We start from the raw sequence: 16557 nt of genomic DNA on the forward strand, positions 1-16557 counted from the left end.
GCGTTCCTCATCGCTCAACATCAACGGTGGCAGCGTCGGGCTTGGCATCACCGCATCCTAAACGCTGGCCACGAAATTCAGACTCAGGACACTAGAGCGACGACGTCAGCCCGCGGGCCCGCAGCACCGCGCGCTCCAGCGGGCGGAACACCAGCAGCTCGATCCCCACGCCGACCAGCAGGATCAGGAAGATCGCCGCGATCACCGTCTCCATGCTGTTGAACGACGAGCCCTGGTTCAGGTACGCGCCGAGGCCGACGCCGAGCTGTGGGGACAGCGCGATCAGCTCCGCCGCCATCAGCGAGCGCCACGAGAACGCCCAGCCCTGCTTCAACCCGGCGAGGAAGCCCGGCAGCGCCGCCGGCAACAGGATGTGGCGGGCCGACGACAGCCGGTTCGCGCCCATCACCTGGCCGACGCGCGGGAGGATCGGGGGGATCTGGTCGATGCCGGACACCAGGCCGTTCGCGATCGACGGGACCGAGCCCAGCAGCACCACGAAGTAGATCGCCGCGTCGTTGATCCCGAACCACAGGATCGCCGCCGGGACCCAGGCCACCGACGGGAGGCTCTGCAGGCCGGTCAGCAGCGGGCCGATCGCCGCCCGGACCACGCGGACCTTCGCCACGACCAGGCCGAGCGGGGTACCGATGAGGACGCCGGCGAGGAAGCCGAGCGCGGCGCGGTGCACCGACGTCCAGACGAAGCCGAACACCTTGCCGTCGACGACGATGCCCCAGAACTCGTTCCACACCGAAGCCGGCGACGGCAGCTGCGACTCCGGCCAGAAGGCCGCCGCCCAGAGGACCTGCCAGATGACGAGCAGCACGACCAGCGCGCCCACCGGCGGCAGGAAACCCCAGGCGAACCGCTTCCAGAAGCCGGGACGACGTTCGCCGACGGGGGCGTCGAGCGAATCCAGTCCGGCGCCGACCGCGTCCAGGTCGGCCTCCGCGGACCGGTCAAGCTGCGGCATGGGTGCTGATCACCTCACGCAGGTGCCCGGTGATTTCCTCGGTCAGCTCCTCGGCGTCGGCCAGCGGCACGTCCGTCCACTCGCGCACGACCCGGCCGGGCCGCGACGACAGCAGCACCACGCGCCGGCCGAGCCGGACCGCCTCGCGCACGTCGTGGGTCACGAACAGCACCGACGTGCCGGTGCTGCGGTAGACGCGCAGCAGCTCGCCCTGCAGGACGTCGCGGGTGATGGCGTCGAGCGCGGCGAACGGCTCGTCCATCAGCAGCAGCGACTGCTCCGGGTCGCCGCCGACGCGCAGCGTCGCGGCCAGGGCGCGGGCCAGCGCGACGCGCTGCCGCATCCCGCCGGACAGCTCGTGCGGCCGCTTGCCGCCCGCGCCGTTCAGCCGGACCAGGTCCAGCAGCTCGGCGGCCTTTTCGCGGCGCTCGGCGCGGCCGAACCCGGCCAGCCGCAGCGGCAGCTCGACGTTGCGGGCCGCGGTCAGCCACGGCATCAGCGCGGCCTCCTGGAACATCACCGCGGGCCGCGAGGTGTTCAGCGTGATCTCCCCCGCCGACGGCGCGTCCAGCCCGGCGACCAGGTTCAGCAGCGTGCTCTTGCCGCAGCCGGACGCACCGAGCAGGCAGACGAACTCGCCGGGCGCGACCGTCAGGTCCACGCCGTCGAGCGCGACGACCGCGCGGCCTGCCGTGCCGAAGGTCTTGCGCACGCCGTCGAGCCGGACCGCGGTCGCGCCGGTGAAGCTGCTGCGGCCGGTGGGGAGGGTCGTGGTCATCGCTGACTGCCTCTCACTTGATCAGTTCGGGGGCGTCGACGGCGGGCAGGTTCTTGGCCTTCAGCACCTCGTTCAGCGGGCCGAAGTCCGCGAAGCCCTTCAGCGCGACCGCCGACTTGACCACGCCCGCCGTCACCGAGTCCTGCGCGAGCTGGGGGAATTCGGCGGCGATGGGGTCGGTGGTCAGCTCGATGCCGGAGAAGGCGCGGTCCAGGACCGCTGCGCTCAGGGTACTGCCGGCCAGCTCCTTGAGCGCGCCGTTGACCACGGTCTTCGCGTCCGCCGGGTTGGCCTTGGCCCAGTCGATGGCGGCGAGCTCGCCCTTGAGGATCGCGCGGACGGTGTCCGGGTGCTGCTGCAGGAACTCGCTGCGCACGATGACGACGGTGGTCGGGAAGCGGCCGCCCGGCCAGAGCGTCTTCTCGTCGACCAGGACCTTCGCGCCGGCGTCGAGGACCAGCCGGGACGCCCACGGCTCGGGCAGCCACCCGCCGTCGACCTCGCCCTTCTTGAAGGCGTCGAGCGTCTTCGGGTTTTCGAGGTTGGTGATCTTGACCTGGTCGGTCAGCTGCTTTTCGGCGAGGAACTTCTTGAGCGCGACGTCCTGGGTGTTGGCCAGCTGCGGCGTCGCGATGTTCTTGCCCTTGAGCCCGTCGACGCCGGTGATGTCCGGTTTGACGACCAGCTGCGCGCCGCCCGAGACGGCGCCGGAGACCAGCTGGATGGCGCCCTTCGACTTGGTGAAGGCGTTGATCGCCGGGCCGGAGCCGATGAAGGCGACGTCGAGGGAGCCGCCGATCAGGGCGTTGACCTCTTCGGGGCCGGCGTTGAAGGTCTGGGTGGTGAGCTTGGTGGAGCCGAGCTCGGTCTTGAAGAAGTCCTTCTTGACACCGATCAGCGCGGGCGCGTGGGTGACGTTCGGGAAGAACCCGACCCGGACCTCGCCGGCGGCGCCCTGGTTCGCGGCGGGCGCGGCGCTGCTGTCGGCGCGCGAACAGCCCGCGAGCGCGCCCAGTACGGTCAGGGCGGCCAGCGCCGAGGCCAGAGTTCTCCGGGAGGTGCGCACGTCAGCATCGCCTTTCGTCGGTGTCCGGGGGGAGGTTCGCACGGTCACCCACTCAGGCGCATAGCCATCCGCATCCCGAGACATCCGGTGAGATTTCTTGACATCGGCAGCCTCGGCGCCTAGAGGCTCCGGAGAAAGTCGCGGCCGCGGGCAACCGCTTGAGTCACCCGGACGTGGTACAGGGTGGACCACGGATTCGGGAGGAAGACATGACGAGCAGGGGCCAGGGAGCCGCCGGCGTCCGCGTGGCGCTGGTCGTGTTGTTCATCGGGCTGGGCCAGGCGTCCTTCGAGTGGCTCAGGTCACTGGGGATGGACGCGCTGACGAGCTTGGTGGTGTGGGCGATCCCGGTCGTCGCGGCCGCGGCCGTGGCGCTGGTGCTGTGGGTGGCGTCGGACCGGGCGTTCGCGTTGCGCACCTGGCTGCCGGTGTCGATCTGCATCCCGGTGTACCTGGGCGGGGCGTTCGGCCTGGCGACCGGAACGGCGAGCCTGGTGGCGTCGATCGTCAGCGGGGTCGGGCTGGGGATCGCCGCGGTGGCCGTCGCCGGGCTGATCCGGTCGAGGCGCCGGGTCGAGGCAGGTCAGTAGGGGTTTCGGGCGGGTTGCCCACATGTCGGCGGGGGTGTGGACAACCCGCTGTTCGCGGCGGTTTCGTCGGTGGGGGCCGGTAGACTGGACTTGGGCACGCCCCCCTGGGAGGGCGGCTTTTAGGGTGGTTGCAACACCTGAGTGGTCAGGAGTTGCCTCGTGCTCAGACGAGATCGAGATCGTGCCCCGGGCTGCCTTTCCCGCGGTCCTGGTCGGCCTGGCAGACCGTTGACTGCGGAGCGGGTGGCCTACTTTGGCCTGGTGGACGCAGGGACAGGCACGAGGGAAGCGGCCCGGCGGGTCGGGGGTCAACTACCGGACCGCGAGACGCTGGCGGGCCGAGGCGGCCCAGGCTGCGGCGACACCGGCTGAGGTGTCCTCGCGGTTCTTGAGCATGCAGGAGCGGATCCGGATCGCCGACCGGGTCCGCCGGCCCGGCGTCTCGCTGCGGGCGATCGCGTCCGAGCTGGGCCGTCCGGTCTCGACGGTCAGCCGGGAGCTAGACGAGTAATGCGTAACTCGGTTAGTGGCCGGGTGATGCCCCCTCAAATGACGGAGCTGGGTGGTCATCCCGTCGCCTGAGGCCTGAAAATCACTTTGAGCCGGGCCCGCAACCAACAGACTGACGTGACCAGTCGACGCAGGCTTGCGGGCCCGGCTCAAAGTGATAGGCCTCGTTCAGGCGACGGGATGACCACCCCGCGGCCCACCTCCAGAAGGTGAGGTGGCAGCGGTAGTTGTGATCATCCCGGAGCCTGCCCGTCCGGCGAGGACATGCTTTTTCTTCTAAGCCGCGGCAGAGCGGGTCCGACCTCCCCCGCCCCTCCGGTGGGAGTTTCAGTCGCCGCCCGGGTTCGTCAAGGCGGGAAAGCGTGCCTTGACCAACCCGACCGCCGACTGAAGAGAAGGCTGGGATGAGGGGCGGGGGAGGTCTGGTGACGTCGTGGTCGGCTTGCGCTCCCGGCCGCCGGTTCGCGTGCTGGCCCGGACGGCCTGCGCCGTTGGTCGGCTTGCGTTGCCGGCCGCCGGTCCGCAACGACGAAGCACCCCCGGAGAGGTGCGGGTCTGCCAATCACCCGAGCGGGAACAGCCGAGCAACCGCAGCCATCGCGCTTCGGAGATGAACAGGATGTCCGCCGACCGAGTTACGCATTACTCGTCTAGCCCGCAACCAGCAACCCGATGGCACCTATCAACCGCATGCCGCGCACGAGCTGGCCGCCGGTCGGCGGGGCGGCGTGGTGAGTCGCTCGGCACCGGCGAGGCGGAAGCCCTCGGCGGCGGGGCCCTTTCAGGGTGGCTCACCGACGTGGGCGGCTGGCTGACCGCCGTGAGCGGCAGGCTGCCACCCAGACCTCCCCACCGCCCCGATCCGAAGCCCCAACACGGCCGGTAGCGCCGGGTCAAGGCACGCTTTCCCGCCTTGACGCGGCACTGCCGGCCGTAGTCACAATCCCGGCTTCGGGGTGGCGGGCACCGCCTCCGGCTTCGAGATGGCGGGCACCAACCTGCCCGTGGGCCGGAGAGACCCGGGGCACTGAGCCTTCGGACCGCCCGAGCCCTCAGCTCCGAACCCCACCATGACCTGCACAACGACCCTGCCCGGGCGAGTGGGAACCGCTTTCCCGGCGGGCCGCCTCCCGAGTCCATCAGCGGCGCAGCAGGAGTGACACGTCACCGAACTCGTGCCACAGGTAGCGCTCCGCCACCGCCGCCTCGTACGCCTTCCGGACCACCTCCGTCCCGGCCACCGCCTCCAGCAGCAACAGGTGGGACGCCTCCGGGGCGTGCAACCCCGTGACGATCCCGTCCACCACCCGCGCCGGCCGCTGCGGGCCCAGGACCAGGTTCGTCCAGCCCTCCGCCGCGCGGACCTCGCCTTCGGCGGCCGCCGACTCCAGTGCCCGGGCCGCCGTCGTGCCCACCGCGATCACCCGGCCCCCGCGAGCCCGGACCCACGAGACCAGCGCCGCCGTGGTCGGGGGTACGCGGTACCTCTCCGCCTGAGGTGGCTCCGCCGCCTCCGGTGACGACACCCCCGTGTGCAGCAGGAGCGGGACGAACAGCACCCCGTCCGTCACCAGCCGCGTCACCAGCTCCGGCGTGAACGGCCGGGCCGCCGAGGGCATCTCCGCGCTGCCCGGCTCGCGGGCGAACACCGTCTGGTAGTCCGACAGCGGCCACGCCCGCGGGACGTACCCGTAGCGGATCGGCCGGCCGGCGGACCCCAGCAACGACAGCACGTCGACCGACGAAGACGCCCGCCACAACCGGGCCGCTCCCGGGACCAGCGGGGCCAGCAGCGTCAGCGTCGCGTCGCCGGCCAGCGCGAGGCGCTCCCCCGGGCGGCCGTCGAGCAACGGACCTCCCGGGGTGCGCAGCTCCACGACCCAGGCGCCGTCGTCGAGCGAGGTCGCGAAATGGACCACGATCGGGCGGCCGTCCCGGTCCGCGTCGACCGCCGCGGGGAGCGTCCCCGACGTGTTGACCACCAGCAGGTCACCCGGCCGCAGGTGCGCACCGAGCGAGCTGAACGCCGTGTGGTGGACCCCCGACGGCGACGCGACCAGCAGGCGGACCTCGTCGCGGCGCAGGCCGCGGGCCTCCGGCGGCGCCGAGGCCGACAGCTCCTCCGGCAGCTCGAACCGGACGCTCATGCTCATGACGACTCCGGGCGCGCGGCGCCTCCGTTGAGGGTGGTGGTGGGGGCCTGGGCGGACAGCAGGTCCGCCGCGCGGTAGCGGCCGCTCGGCGGGCGCTCGTCGAGCAAGCGCAAGAACGCCGGGACCGCGGACGACGGCAGCGGCCGGTCCGAGATGTCCTCGCCCGGGAACGCGCGCTGGTGCATGGCCGTGCGCAGGTCGCCCGGGTCGACCGCGTACACCGACCGGTCCGGGTTTTCCACGCCCAGGACGGCGGTCAGCTGATCGAGGGCCGCCTTCGCCGAGCCGTAGCCGCCCCAGCCCTCGTACGCCTCGACAGCGGCGTCGGAGCTGACGTTGATCACGACGGCCGGCAGCAGGAGCTGCGTCAGGGCGAGCGGCGCGAAAACGTTGACGCGGTAGACGTCCTCCAGCGCCGCCAGGGGATAGCGCGCCAGCGGCGGCAGCGGGCTGACGCCGAGCGAGCCGGCGTTGTTGACGAGCAGGTCGAGCGAAGGGCAGGCGTCGGCGAGCGCGGCGCGGTGGGCCGGGTCGGTGACGTCGCCGGGGATGGCCGTGAAGCCGTCCTCACGGGCGGCGGCGGACAGCGCGGCCGCGTCACGGGCGTCGCCGATCACCGTCCACTTGCGACGCACCAGGGCGGCCGCGAGCGCGCGGCCCAGTCCGGCCGAAGCGCCGGTGACGAGTGCGGTGGGCATGGTTCCTCCTTCGAGGGGTACCACACCATCGTGAAACCTCTACATTACTTGAGGTCAATGCGGCCGCGGAGCGGCAAGTACGCTGCCAGCGAAACGACCAGCCCGACGTAGTAGGCGAGATCCGCGCCGTGCAGGGCCGCGGCGACCGGTCCCGTGTAGAGGGACGTGTTCATGAACGGCACCGCGGCACCGAACCCCACGACGAAGGCCACCACCGCCGCCCAGGGCCGCACGGAGACCGACTCCAGGACGTCCACGCTCCGGCCGCCGCGGGTGCGGGCGAGCCAGTCCGGGACCACCACGCCGAGGAACGGCGGGATCCAGTACGAGACGAACAGCAGCACGTTCTCGAACTTCGCCGAGAGGTCGCCGCTGTGCATCCACAGGATCAGCGCGAACGCCAGCACCGTGACGACCACCGCCGACACCGGGCGCCGCAGCCGGACGCCGACCGTCTGCAGCGCGAGCGAGCCGCTGTAGTCGTTCATCGCGTTCGACGACACCGCCGCCAGCGCGATCACGGCCAGCGCCAGCGCGCCCAGGAACCCGCCGCCGAGCAGGTGGGCGACGCCCGCCGCCGTCTGGTCGCCCAGGGAAGACCCCAGCGCGAGGCCGAGGCCTTCGCCGATCGCGTACGAGACGACCAGCCCGAGCAGCGTCGCCCGGAAGACCGCCCGCGAGGAAGCGGCAACGGGCAGGTACCGGCTGAAGTCCGACGCGTAGGGCGCCCAGGAGATCGCCAGCGACAACGTGATCGTCGTGAACAGGACGACCCCGCCGGCCAGATCGGCACCGGAAGCGGTGTCGGCGACGGCGATCGGGTGTCCGGAAAGGACCTTCACGGTGAGCGCGGCGAACGCCAGCACCAGCAGCACGCTCATCACGGCCTGCACGCGGTGGATCAGCGCGTAGCCGAACACGCCGAGCGCGCACTGCAGCACCAGCACGATCAGCACCGCCGCCCAGAACGGCAGCCCGGTCAGCTCGGAGAGGGCCTCGCCGCCGAACAGGCCGACCAGCGCGTCCCAGGCGATCGAGCCGAGCCACTGCACCAGGCCGGGCAGCACGACGCCGCCGCCGAACGGCAGCCGGGCCAGCGGCAGCTGGCCGGTGCCGGTGCGCGGGCCCCACGTCGACAGGTACGCCACCGGCAGCGACCCGAGCACGGTGCCGGCGAGCATCGCGGCCAGGCCCGTCCAGAAGCCTAGGCCGAGCGTTGCCGCCAGGGTGCCGGTGAACACCGCCGTCATCGTCAGGTTCGGCGCGAACCACACGCTGAACAGCCGCCACGGGCGGCCGAACCGGTTGTCCGCGGGCACCGGCTTGATGCCGTGGGTTTCGATCGCCAGGTCCCGCCCGCCGGCCGGCATCCGCCCGCCGAAGACCTCGGCGCCCAGACCGCGTCCGCTCATGTCCCTGCCTCCTGTCACGATCACCCTAAAGCGCAGCCGCGTGGTGTAACGCGACGGCCCGAACGGACGAATCACGGTTAGCCGTTGCCGGACTGCTTCACACAACCGCCAAGACCCATCGGGAGGGTCGCGAAGTGCAGCACCCGCGGACGTCGGCGATGACCGGCCTGCTGGCCGCCGGGTGCGCGCTCGGCGTCGTCGCGCTGACGCTCAAAGCCGGCGAAGGCACCCACTCGGCGCTCGACACCGCGCTCAGCACCACGACCGGGTTCCTCTTCCTGCTCGCGGGCGCGGTCGCGCACGTGCGCCGCCCGGCCAACCCGATCGGGGTGCTCATCGCCCTCGCCGGCGTCGCCCTGTTCCTCGAAGACCTGCAGTTCACGCACAACCCCGTGCTGTACACGATCGCCGTCCCGCTGCGCGCCGCGTCCAGCCCGGTGATCGCCCACCTGGTGCTCGCGTTCCCGCACGGGCGGCTCCGCTCGCGGTGGGAGCGGCTGCTGGTGGCCGCGGCCTACGTCGTGGTGCTCGGCATCGGCGTGGTCGGCCTGCTGACCGACGACGACCAGCGCGACCTGCTGGCCGTCGCGGCCGACTCGCAGGCGGGCCCCGTGGTGGGCCGCGCTCTCGGGCTCGCCGCGACGGCGATCAGCGCCGGGGTGATCGTCGTGCTGCTCTACCGGTGGCTGACCGGGCGGCTGCCGCAGCGGCGGCTGCTGTCGCCGGTGGTGGTCATCGCGCTGGCCGGGGCGGTCACGTCGGGGGCGGGCACGGCGCTCGGCGACGGGCAGCCGCTGTCCGAGCCGCTGCTGATGGCGTACCGGATCCTGTTCTGCCTGTGGCCGCTGGCGTTCCTGGCCGGGGTGATGCGGGCCCGGGTCGGCAACGCCGAGATGATCCGGCTGCTGCTGGAACGCGACGGCACCGGGCTGGCCGCGCTCGTGCAGGACGACGAGGTGTGGAAGGACAGCCGGTCGATCGACGCGCTCAACGCGGCCGCCGGGCTGGTGCTGGACAACCAGCGGCTCACCGCCGAGCTGGAGCAGCGGCTGGCCGAGGTGCGCGCGTCGCGGGCCCGGCTGGTCGCGGCCGGCGACGAGGAACGCCGCCGGCTCGAGCGCGACCTGCACGACGGCGCCCAGCAGCGGCTGGTCAGCGTCGTGCTGCTGCTGCGGATGGCCGGCCGCCGCTCCGGGGCCGAGCTGCCGCCGGAGATCCGCGCCCTGCTCACCGGCGCGGTCGACGAGCTGCAGACGGCGATCACCGAACTGCGGGAGCTGGCCCGCGGCATCCGCCCGGCGATCCTCACCGAAGCGGGCCTGGTCGCGGCGGTCCGGTCGCTGGCCGACCGGATCCCGATGGAGGTGGCGCTGACGGTCGGCACGGTCCCCCGCTTCGACGCGGCGGTGGAGGCGACGGCGTACTTCGTGGCGTCGGAAGCGCTGACGAACGCGCTGAAGCACGCCCGGACCGACCGCGCCGACGTGCGGATCGAGGTGGCGGGCGCCGAGCTGCGGGTGGAGGTGACGGACGCGGGCGTCGGCGGCGCGGACGCCGAGGGCGGGACGGGGCTGGCCGGGCTGCGCGACCGGGTGCAGGCACTGGGCGGCGAGCTCGAGGTCGCCGGCGGGACCGGGGGCACCACGGTGACCGCGGTCATCCCCCTCGCCACCGGAGCCACCAGAGCCACCGGAACGCCGTGAAGGCCACGCCGGGGGCACCGGCGTGGCCTTCACGGGAACTTCCGAGCTAGACGAGCAGCAGGAACAGCAGCCCGTTGGGCGTGCCGAGGCCGGTCACGTCGTCGTAGCCGGGGGCGGTGTGGATGGTCAGGCCCTGGTAGTCCAGGTTCCGCGCCGAGCGGAGCAGGCCGCCCGAGGCGTCGACCGAGTTCGCGTAGTCGACGCGGGCCACGGCCTGGCCGTCCACGTGCTTCACGTCGGTGATCGCCGGCGTGCGGGACGTCAGCTTGTAGATCACCGGGTTGATGAAGCCGTGGTGGAAGTGGTCGAAGCTGTCGGCCACCGCCATGATGCCGGCGAACACCGGCGACGCGAGGCTCGTGCCGCCGATCCGGTACTGGTCGTAGTGCGCGCCCTCCGGGAAGGTCTGCGTCTGGCCGACCAGGAAGCCGGTGTTCGGGTCGCCGACCGCGGAGATGTCCGGCACGACCCGGCCCTTGTTGCCGCCGGTCTGGTTCTTCTTCGCCAGCGCGTCCGGCACGACACCCTTCTGGTAGAACGGCTGCGCGAACAGCCGGCTCGTGCCACCGCCGGAACCGCTGGTGTAGTTGGCCGGGCCGTAGACCCCGTTGGTCAGCGTCGACTTGCTGGTCTCCCAGCCGGTCTCGAAGATCTTCTTGCCGTCCTTGCCGATGGCGATGGACGTGCCGCCGACCGCGGTGATCCACGGCGCCGAGGCGGAGAAGTCCGGCGACGGCGTGCCGAGGCGCGCGACCTCGTCACCGTTGTCGCCCGAGGAGAAGTAGACGCCGATGCCCTCGAGGACCGCCTGCAGCGAGATCTGGTTGAACACCTTGACCTCGTCGGCCGGGATGTCCTCGCCGGTGTCGCCGTAGGAGTTCGACACGATGTCGGCCTTGTGGCCGGCGATCACGTAGTTCAGCGCCACGTCGAGGGCGTTGTCCTCGCAGGACTCGCCACCGACGTACAGGATGTCCGCACCCGGCGCGAGACCGTGGGCGGCCTCGACGTCGAGGGTCTCCTCGCCGTACCAGCCGGCCGCGTCGCACTGGTCCGGCGGCTCGAGGACCGGGTTCGCCGGGAAGACGTGCTGCTTGAACTGGCTCTGCTTGAGCGGGTGCGCCGGGTCGTTCTTCCGGGCGTACGTGCTCGCGTCCGAGTAGATGGTCGGCGAGGCGAACGCGTCCACGATGGCGATCGTGGTGCCCTTGCCGTCCGCGCCGACCTTGTCGACACCGTAGGCCGACCGCAGCTGGGCCGGGGTGTAGCCGCAGGGCGCGTAGGGCAGCTGCTTGCCGTTGTAGGCGGGATCGGTGGTGTCGATCTTCTCGCCGTAGTAGGCGCTGCACGGCGGCGCGTTGCGGAACCCGGGCCCGGGCGCGACGTCCGACGGCGTGCCGGAGCCGGTCGCGTGGTCCGGCTTGAACAGGTTGGTGGCCTGGTCGACACCGACGACGCCGAGCACGTCACCGGCGAGGTTCGCGGGCACCGACAGGTTCTTGTCGGCGGCGCGCAGCGTCTGGCCCTTGACCCGGTACTTGCCGAGGTCGACGGCGAACGCGTTCTCCGTCTGGGCCGCGGTGCCGGTGGCTTCGACGTACGCCTTGTTCGACGGGATTTCGCCGATGCTGAAGCCGTTGCCGGTCAGCCACGCCTTGACGGCGTTCACCGTCGCGTCACTGGCCGCGAACCGGTCGCGGACCTGGTCGGGGGTCAGGAACTGGCGGTAGGTGGCGCTGTCCGGGTCGGACACGGCCTGGGCCAGCGCCTCGGCGCCGGCGTTGTCGCGCTGGTTGAGGTAAACGCGGAAGCTCAGCTTCGCGGCGGGCGCCGTGTCGGCGACCTTCGCCTGCGCGTTCGCCCACAACGGGTGCGACTGCGGGATGTCCTGACGCCCCTGCGCGGACGCCGTCGCCGGCAGGGTGCCGGTCAGGCCACCCACCACCGCGAGCGAAAGGAGCAGGGTGGAGCTTCTTCGCACAGAAATCTCCCTCTTCGAATGCGGCCCCCAGAAAATGGGCCTTGGAACACCGGGTGAGACTAGATCGGCGTTCCGGTCGCGCGGAAGTGCCTGCGGAACCGTTATCTGGCCGGGAATTCGCCGGCCGTGAACCGTGGTACGGAAATCCGATTTGTCGCGGCGAAAACGCGAGGAATGGTATTGGATGCACGGTTGGTCCGGTTCGCACCGGTACCGCGGACCACGCCCGGCGGCCGCCCGCCACCTACTAAAGTCGGTCGCTCCGTCCACTCGGGACAGTCTGTGACATCCGGGGCTTCGCCCCGGGGCGGGGGCTCCGCCACCCGAACCCCCGAAAGACCGGGGGTGGTGGCGGCAGTTCGGCCGTCACGCCAGGCGCCGGTCCACCTCCGCGGGCGCGAACACCGCGTCGACGACCATCGCCACCGCGCCGGCCACGGCCATTCCTTCGCCGCGGCCGCCGATTTCCACGCGCAGGTTCTGCGTCACCCGCGGCAGCGCCCGCCGGTACAGCACCTCACGGAGGCCGGCCACGAAGTGCGGCTCGGCCAGGTCCCCGGCGACCACCACCACGCCCGGGTTGACCACGCACACCAGCGTCGCCAGCACCTCGCCCACCTGGCGGCCCGCCACCTCGGCGAGCCGGACCGCGGCCGGCTCGCCCGCCGCGATGCGGTCGCGGACCCCCGAACCCGACTCCGTCGGCAGGCCCAGCTCCGTCAACCGCGCCGCCAGCGCCCCGCCGCCGGCCACCGCCGCCAGGCAGCCGTGGGACCCGCACAGGCACTGGGCCCGCGGGTGCTCCGGGAGCCGGATGTGGCCGATGTCGCCCGCGCCGCCGTCGATCCCGCGGTACACCTCGCCGCCGAGGACCAGGCCGGCGCCGATGCCGGTGGACACCTTCACCACGACCAGCGCGGCCGAATCCGGGTGGCGGGCCCGGTGCTCGCCCAGCGCCATCAGGTTCGCGTCGTTGTCGACCAGCACCGGGGCGCCGAAGCGCGCGCCGAGGTGGGCGTCGATCGGGTAGCCGTCCCAGCCCGGCATGATCGGCGGCTGCTTGACCCGGGCGCGGCCGGGCTCCACCGGACCCGGCACGGAGACCCCGACACCGCACACCGGCCGGCCCGCCTCGGCCACCAGCGAGCCGAACCACTCCCCGATCCGGTCGAGCACCGGCTCCGGGCCGTCGGCGACCCGCAGCGCGCCCGACCGGCGGGCCAGGACCCGCCCGGCCAGATCGGTGACGGCCGCCTCGGCGTGGGTCGTGTCGATGCTCGCCGCGAGGACGACCGCGTGCCGCTCGTCGAAGCGCAGCTGCCGCGCCGGACGGCCACCCGTGGAGTCCTCCTGGTCACCCTCGGCGAGCAGTCCCGCGGCCTGGAGCCGTTCCAGGCGCATGGTCAGCGTCGAGCGGGACAGCCCGCTGCGCACCTGCAGGGCCTTCCGCGTGGTCGCCTGCCCGGTCCTGACCAGCTGCAACAGCTCGCCGGCGGTCGCCATCCGGCTCCCTTCGACTTTTGTCCATTGACAAGACATAAGTAGGAGATATGTTGGACACATGAACGTAACATGGGGGCGTGCTGCCGAGGTCCTCGCGGGCAACTGGCTCGGCTCGTCGACCGTGCCCTCACGCGGGCTCTACCCGCACCAGTGGAGCTGGGACTCCGCCTTCATCGCGTTCGGCCTCCGGCACCTGTCGCCGGCACGGGCCCGGCGCGAGCTGCTGACGCTGTTCTCCGCGCAGTGGCGCGACGGCCGCGTCCCCCACATCCTGTTCAATCCTGACACCCCGTCCGAGGCGTACTTCCCCGGCCCGGCCTTCTGGCAGGCCGGGCGGACGTCGGGGCTGGTCCAGCCGCCGATCCACGCCCGGGCCGCGCTGGCGGTGCACGAAGCCGAACCCGACCCGGTGTTCCTCGCCACGCTCTACCCGAAGCTGCGGGCCTGGCACGAGTACCTGCGGACCGGGCGCGACGCGGGCGGGCGCGGCCTCGCGGCGATCGTGCACCCGTGGGAGTCGGGCATGGACAACAGCCCGGCGTGGGACGGCCCGCTTTCGCACGTCACGCCGTCGACCGGGTTCGTCCGCCGCGACCTGGAGCACGGCGCGGCCGCCGACCGGCCGAGCGACGAGGACTACGGCCGGTACGTCCGGCTGGCCACGGATTATCGAGACAGCGGCTACCGGGACTTCGGGGACTTCGTCGTCGAGGACCCCGGCTTCAACGCCCTGCTGGCCGACGCCGAACTGGCGCTGGCCGAGATCGCCGAGATCCTCCGGCTGCCCACGGCCGCCGCCGCCCACCGCGAGGCCGCGGCCCGCGTCACGAAGGCGTTGCAGGACACGCTGTGGGACAGCGCCGCCGGCTGGTTCTTCGCCAGGGACGTCCGCACCGGCGCGCCGGCCCCCGAGTACACGTGCGCCGGCCTGCTGCCGCTGCTGCTGCCGGACCTGGCGGTCGCCCCGGCCCTGGTGGCGACCGCGACCGGCCCGCGCTTCCGGCTCGGCCGGGTGCACGGCGTGCCGAGCTACGACCTGACCGCGCCGGACTTCGACCCGGGCCGGTACTGGCGCGGGCCGTCGTGGTTCAACGTCGGCTGGCTGGTCCGCCACGGCTTGCTGCGCCACGGCGAGCACGTGCTCGCCGCCCGGCTGCGCGAAGACCTCGTCGAGACCGCGTGCGCGACCGGCTTCGCCGAGTACGTCGACCCGGTGACCGCAGCCGGACACGGCACCCGCTCCTTCAGCTGGACCGCGGCGCTGACCGTGGACCTGCTGGCCGAGCGGCACTGAGGAACGGGCCGCCCAGCCGCGTTCGGGGACGGCTGGGCGGTCCGGCCACTCAGCCCGCCGCGGTCGCGTAGTCCGAGCCCACCCAGGTTTCGTCGATCCTCAGCCGCTTGTAGCGCGAGCTGTCGCTCGACGCCGCGTACGTGCTCGTCACCTGGAGCCGCACGTACCGGGACGTCACCGCGGAGAGGTCGACGAACTGGACGCCGCGGTGGCTCGGCAGCGTGCCGGACTTCACCGCGCTGCCCCAGTCCTTGCCGTCACTCGACACGAACACCTTGTACGCCTTGATCCGCGCCGACTGCTCGGAGTCCGACCGGGCGTAGCTGACCGAGTCCTCGCGCTGGTTGATCCCGAGGTACTGGACCTTCTTCGCCGAACCGAGGTCGTAGTCGAGGTTGACCGGGAGGGTCTTGTTGTTGTCGAAGTAGGTCAGGTAGCTGCCGTCGCTCGCCGCCTGTCCACTGTGGCCGCTCGCCGACGCGCTCGCCTTGAGCGTCACGGTCTTCGGGTCGTAGGTACCCGTGCGCTCCGCCGTCTCGACCTTGAACACCGTGTCGTAGGTGTCCCAGCCCGACAGCCCGGTCAGCGTCAGGCTGCCGCTCCCCTGGCTGAACGAGATCGCCGCGCCGGTGCGCAGGTTCGTCACGCGGCGGACGCGGTAGCCGTTGTCGCGGATCTTGAGCGTGCTCCCCGACGGCTTGGTCAGCACGTGCACGTACTGCGTTTCGCCCTTGATGGTGATGACGCCGTGGGCGCCGTCGTTCCAGAAGCCCGGCTGCATGCCGCCGTACATGTACCCGGCGCCTTCCGTGCCGCCGAGCGACTCCCAGATCGCGTCGAGATAGGTCTTCGCGAAGTTGTTGAACGCTTCCTGGTTCGACGGGAACTTGCCGTTCACCATCGCCGTCTCGGCCATCAGCGACTTGATCGACGAGCCCGAGTTGGTGATGTACCGGCCGATGTTGAGCATCTTGTTGACCGCCGAATTGGACCCGCCGTACCACCACGAGCCGCTGTCGGGGAGCTTGAAGCACGCCTCGGTGAGCCGGGGCATCGCGGTGTACGTCGCCTGCGGGTAGTCGTACGACGGCGTCATGCCGGTCTTCTGCTCGTTGCTGATCGTGTCCATGATCGGCGTGTCTTCGTTGTTGTTGCTGAGCAGGTAGTCGGGGCGCTGCTGGTAGATCTGCTGGTACAGGTCGTGCGACTCCCAGTAGGCGTTGTCGTTGTCGATCCAGAAGCCGCCGAGGTCGGGGTAGTTCTTCATGACCTCGAAGAAGTTGTCGTAGCTGAACTGGCCGAAGCCGGCCTGGCTGTCGAGGTCGACGTCCTTGCCCTTGTACTTCGAGTAGCCGGCGGAGTCGAGCCACTCGTGGCCGCCCTCGTCGTGCCACTGGGCGTCGTTGGTCATGTAGAGGATGACCTTGAGCCCGCGGGCCTTCGCCGCGGCGATCAGCTCGCCGAGGAAGTCACGCTTCGTGCTGCAGCTGCCGGGGATCTTGGACGGCCAGGCCCGCGAGTAGCCGAGCCGGCTGTGGAACGAGGCGAGCACGAGGTACGACGCGTGCAGCTTCTCGGCCTCGGTGACCCAGTAGCCGGGACTCCACCCGCCGTCGGTGATCGCCTTCTCCCAGGCGCTGCAACTGGTGTAGCCGGGTGACGTGCGCATGCCCCAGTGCAGGAACAGCCCGGCTTGGCTGTCGCGCAGCCACTGCTGCGAGGGCTTCTGCAGGTCCGCCGAAGCGGGCGCGGCGACGAGCCCGGACACCGCCAGCATCGCCGCGCACGCGACGAGCACCCGGCGGAGGAACCTGTGTGCCATGAACGACCTCCAGTGGTCTGGTCCACCCGGTGGTGTACTCCTGGCAGGAACGCCTGGTCAAGCCTTAGATC

At 71.6% G+C, this 16557-nt stretch carries 13 protein-coding genes; 4 read left to right on the forward strand and 9 right to left on the reverse strand.

Features of this window, described 5'->3' with window-relative positions:
- Positions 1-91: 91 nt before the first annotated feature.
- From ACWED2_RS29020 to ACWED2_RS29030, 3 genes are read right to left on the reverse strand one after another with little or no spacing between them, the layout of a single operon-like run.
- A complete protein-coding gene (locus ACWED2_RS29020; protein ID WP_449693666.1) occupies positions 92-976 on the reverse strand; it encodes an ABC transporter permease in 885 nt (294 codons plus the stop codon).
- Positions 963-1754, reverse strand: coding sequence for an ABC transporter ATP-binding protein (locus ACWED2_RS29025; RefSeq protein WP_449693667.1), 792 nt, complete (start codon positions 1752-1754; stop codon positions 963-965). Before ACWED2_RS29025 ends, ACWED2_RS29020 begins: the two co-directional genes overlap by 14 nt.
- 13 nt (positions 1755-1767) lie before the next feature.
- Complete coding sequence (locus ACWED2_RS29030) at positions 1768-2820, reverse strand: ABC transporter substrate-binding protein (RefSeq protein WP_449693668.1); 1053 nt, start codon at positions 2818-2820, stop codon at positions 1768-1770.
- A gap of 209 nt (positions 2821-3029) precedes the next feature.
- On the opposite strand from ACWED2_RS29030, the gene ACWED2_RS29035 reads away from it, so the two are divergent.
- Together ACWED2_RS29035 and ACWED2_RS29040 are read left to right on the forward strand one after the other, a co-directional pair.
- On the forward strand, positions 3030-3410 hold the full coding sequence (locus ACWED2_RS29035) for a hypothetical protein (protein WP_449693669.1): 381 nt from the start codon (positions 3030-3032) through the stop codon (positions 3408-3410).
- Between the two features lie 394 nt (positions 3411-3804).
- Positions 3805-3921, forward strand: a complete 117-nt coding sequence (locus ACWED2_RS29040) for a helix-turn-helix domain-containing protein (protein WP_449693670.1) — start codon at positions 3805-3807, stop codon at positions 3919-3921.
- 1138 nt (positions 3922-5059) lie between these two features.
- On the opposite strand, the gene ACWED2_RS29045 is transcribed toward ACWED2_RS29040, so the two are convergent.
- The 3 genes from ACWED2_RS29045 to ACWED2_RS29055 are packed head-to-tail and all read right to left on the reverse strand — an operon-like array spanning position 5060 to position 8183.
- Entirely contained in the window at positions 5060-6067 is a 1008-nt protein-coding gene (locus ACWED2_RS29045; RefSeq protein ID WP_449693774.1) for an S-adenosylmethionine:tRNA ribosyltransferase-isomerase, read from the reverse strand.
- Positions 6068-6069: 2 nt separating this feature from the next.
- Positions 6070-6771 carry an SDR family NAD(P)-dependent oxidoreductase gene (locus ACWED2_RS29050; RefSeq protein WP_449693671.1) on the reverse strand — a complete coding sequence of 234 codons (702 nt, stop codon included), beginning with the start codon at positions 6769-6771 and terminating at the stop codon, positions 6070-6072.
- Between the two features lie 44 nt (positions 6772-6815).
- Positions 6816-8183: a purine-cytosine permease family protein gene (locus tag ACWED2_RS29055; RefSeq protein WP_449693672.1), complete on the reverse strand. Its 1368-nt coding sequence runs from the start codon at positions 8181-8183 to the stop codon at positions 6816-6818.
- 158 nt (positions 8184-8341) lie between these two features.
- Here ACWED2_RS29055 and ACWED2_RS29060 point away from each other — a divergent pair, with 158 nt between their 5' ends.
- On the forward strand, positions 8342-9886 hold the full coding sequence (locus ACWED2_RS29060) for a sensor histidine kinase (protein ID WP_449693775.1): 1545 nt from the start codon (positions 8342-8344) through the stop codon (positions 9884-9886).
- A 46-nt stretch (positions 9887-9932) separates the two neighbouring features.
- On the opposite strand, the gene ACWED2_RS29065 is transcribed toward ACWED2_RS29060, so the two are convergent.
- Together ACWED2_RS29065 and ACWED2_RS29070 are read right to left on the reverse strand one after the other, a co-directional pair.
- On the reverse strand, positions 9933-11867 hold the full coding sequence (locus ACWED2_RS29065) for a S53 family peptidase (protein ID WP_449693673.1): 1935 nt from the start codon (positions 11865-11867) through the stop codon (positions 9933-9935).
- 366 nt (positions 11868-12233) lie between these two features.
- Entirely contained in the window at positions 12234-13370 is a 1137-nt protein-coding gene (locus tag ACWED2_RS29070; RefSeq protein ID WP_449693674.1) for an ROK family protein, read from the reverse strand.
- 58 nt (positions 13371-13428) lie between these two features.
- Between ACWED2_RS29070 and ACWED2_RS29075 the strand changes: the two genes are divergently transcribed.
- A complete protein-coding gene (locus ACWED2_RS29075; protein WP_449693675.1) occupies positions 13429-14664 on the forward strand; it encodes an MGH1-like glycoside hydrolase domain-containing protein in 1236 nt (411 codons plus the stop codon).
- A 49-nt stretch (positions 14665-14713) separates the two neighbouring features.
- On the opposite strand, the gene ACWED2_RS29080 is transcribed toward ACWED2_RS29075, so the two are convergent.
- Complete coding sequence (locus ACWED2_RS29080; protein ID WP_449693676.1) at positions 14714-16486, reverse strand: alpha-L-fucosidase; 1773 nt, start codon at positions 16484-16486, stop codon at positions 14714-14716.
- Positions 16487-16557 lie beyond the last annotated feature (71 nt).

The sequence above is a fragment of the Amycolatopsis sp. NPDC005003 genome (assembly GCF_053600695.1).

What these genes read in the sequence shown, in the direction of transcription:
- ACWED2_RS29020 (WP_449693666.1), bottom strand. Translation starts at nt 976, where the DNA reads ATGCCGCAGCTTGACCGGTCCGCGGAGGCCGACCTGGACGCGGTCGGC.
- ACWED2_RS29025 (WP_449693667.1), bottom strand. Translation starts at nt 1,754, where the DNA reads ATGACCACGACCCTCCCCACCGGCCGCAGCAGCTTCACCGGCGCGACC.
- ACWED2_RS29035 (WP_449693669.1), top strand. Translation starts at nt 3,030, where the DNA reads ATGACGAGCAGGGGCCAGGGAGCCGCCGGCGTCCGCGTGGCGCTGGTC.
- ACWED2_RS29040 (WP_449693670.1), top strand. Translation starts at nt 3,805, where the DNA reads ATGCAGGAGCGGATCCGGATCGCCGACCGGGTCCGCCGGCCCGGCGTC.
- ACWED2_RS29045 (WP_449693774.1), bottom strand. Translation starts at nt 6,067, where the DNA reads ATGAGCGTCCGGTTCGAGCTGCCGGAGGAGCTGTCGGCCTCGGCGCCG.
- ACWED2_RS29050 (WP_449693671.1), bottom strand. Translation starts at nt 6,771, where the DNA reads ATGCCCACCGCACTCGTCACCGGCGCTTCGGCCGGACTGGGCCGCGCG.
- ACWED2_RS29055 (WP_449693672.1), bottom strand. Translation starts at nt 8,183, where the DNA reads ATGAGCGGACGCGGTCTGGGCGCCGAGGTCTTCGGCGGGCGGATGCCG.
- ACWED2_RS29060 (WP_449693775.1), top strand. Translation starts at nt 8,342, where the DNA reads ATGACCGGCCTGCTGGCCGCCGGGTGCGCGCTCGGCGTCGTCGCGCTG.
- ACWED2_RS29070 (WP_449693674.1), bottom strand. Translation starts at nt 13,370, where the DNA reads ATGGCGACCGCCGGCGAGCTGTTGCAGCTGGTCAGGACCGGGCAGGCG.
- ACWED2_RS29075 (WP_449693675.1), top strand. Translation starts at nt 13,429, where the DNA reads ATGAACGTAACATGGGGGCGTGCTGCCGAGGTCCTCGCGGGCAACTGG.
- ACWED2_RS29080 (WP_449693676.1), bottom strand. Translation starts at nt 16,486, where the DNA reads ATGGCACACAGGTTCCTCCGCCGGGTGCTCGTCGCGTGCGCGGCGATG.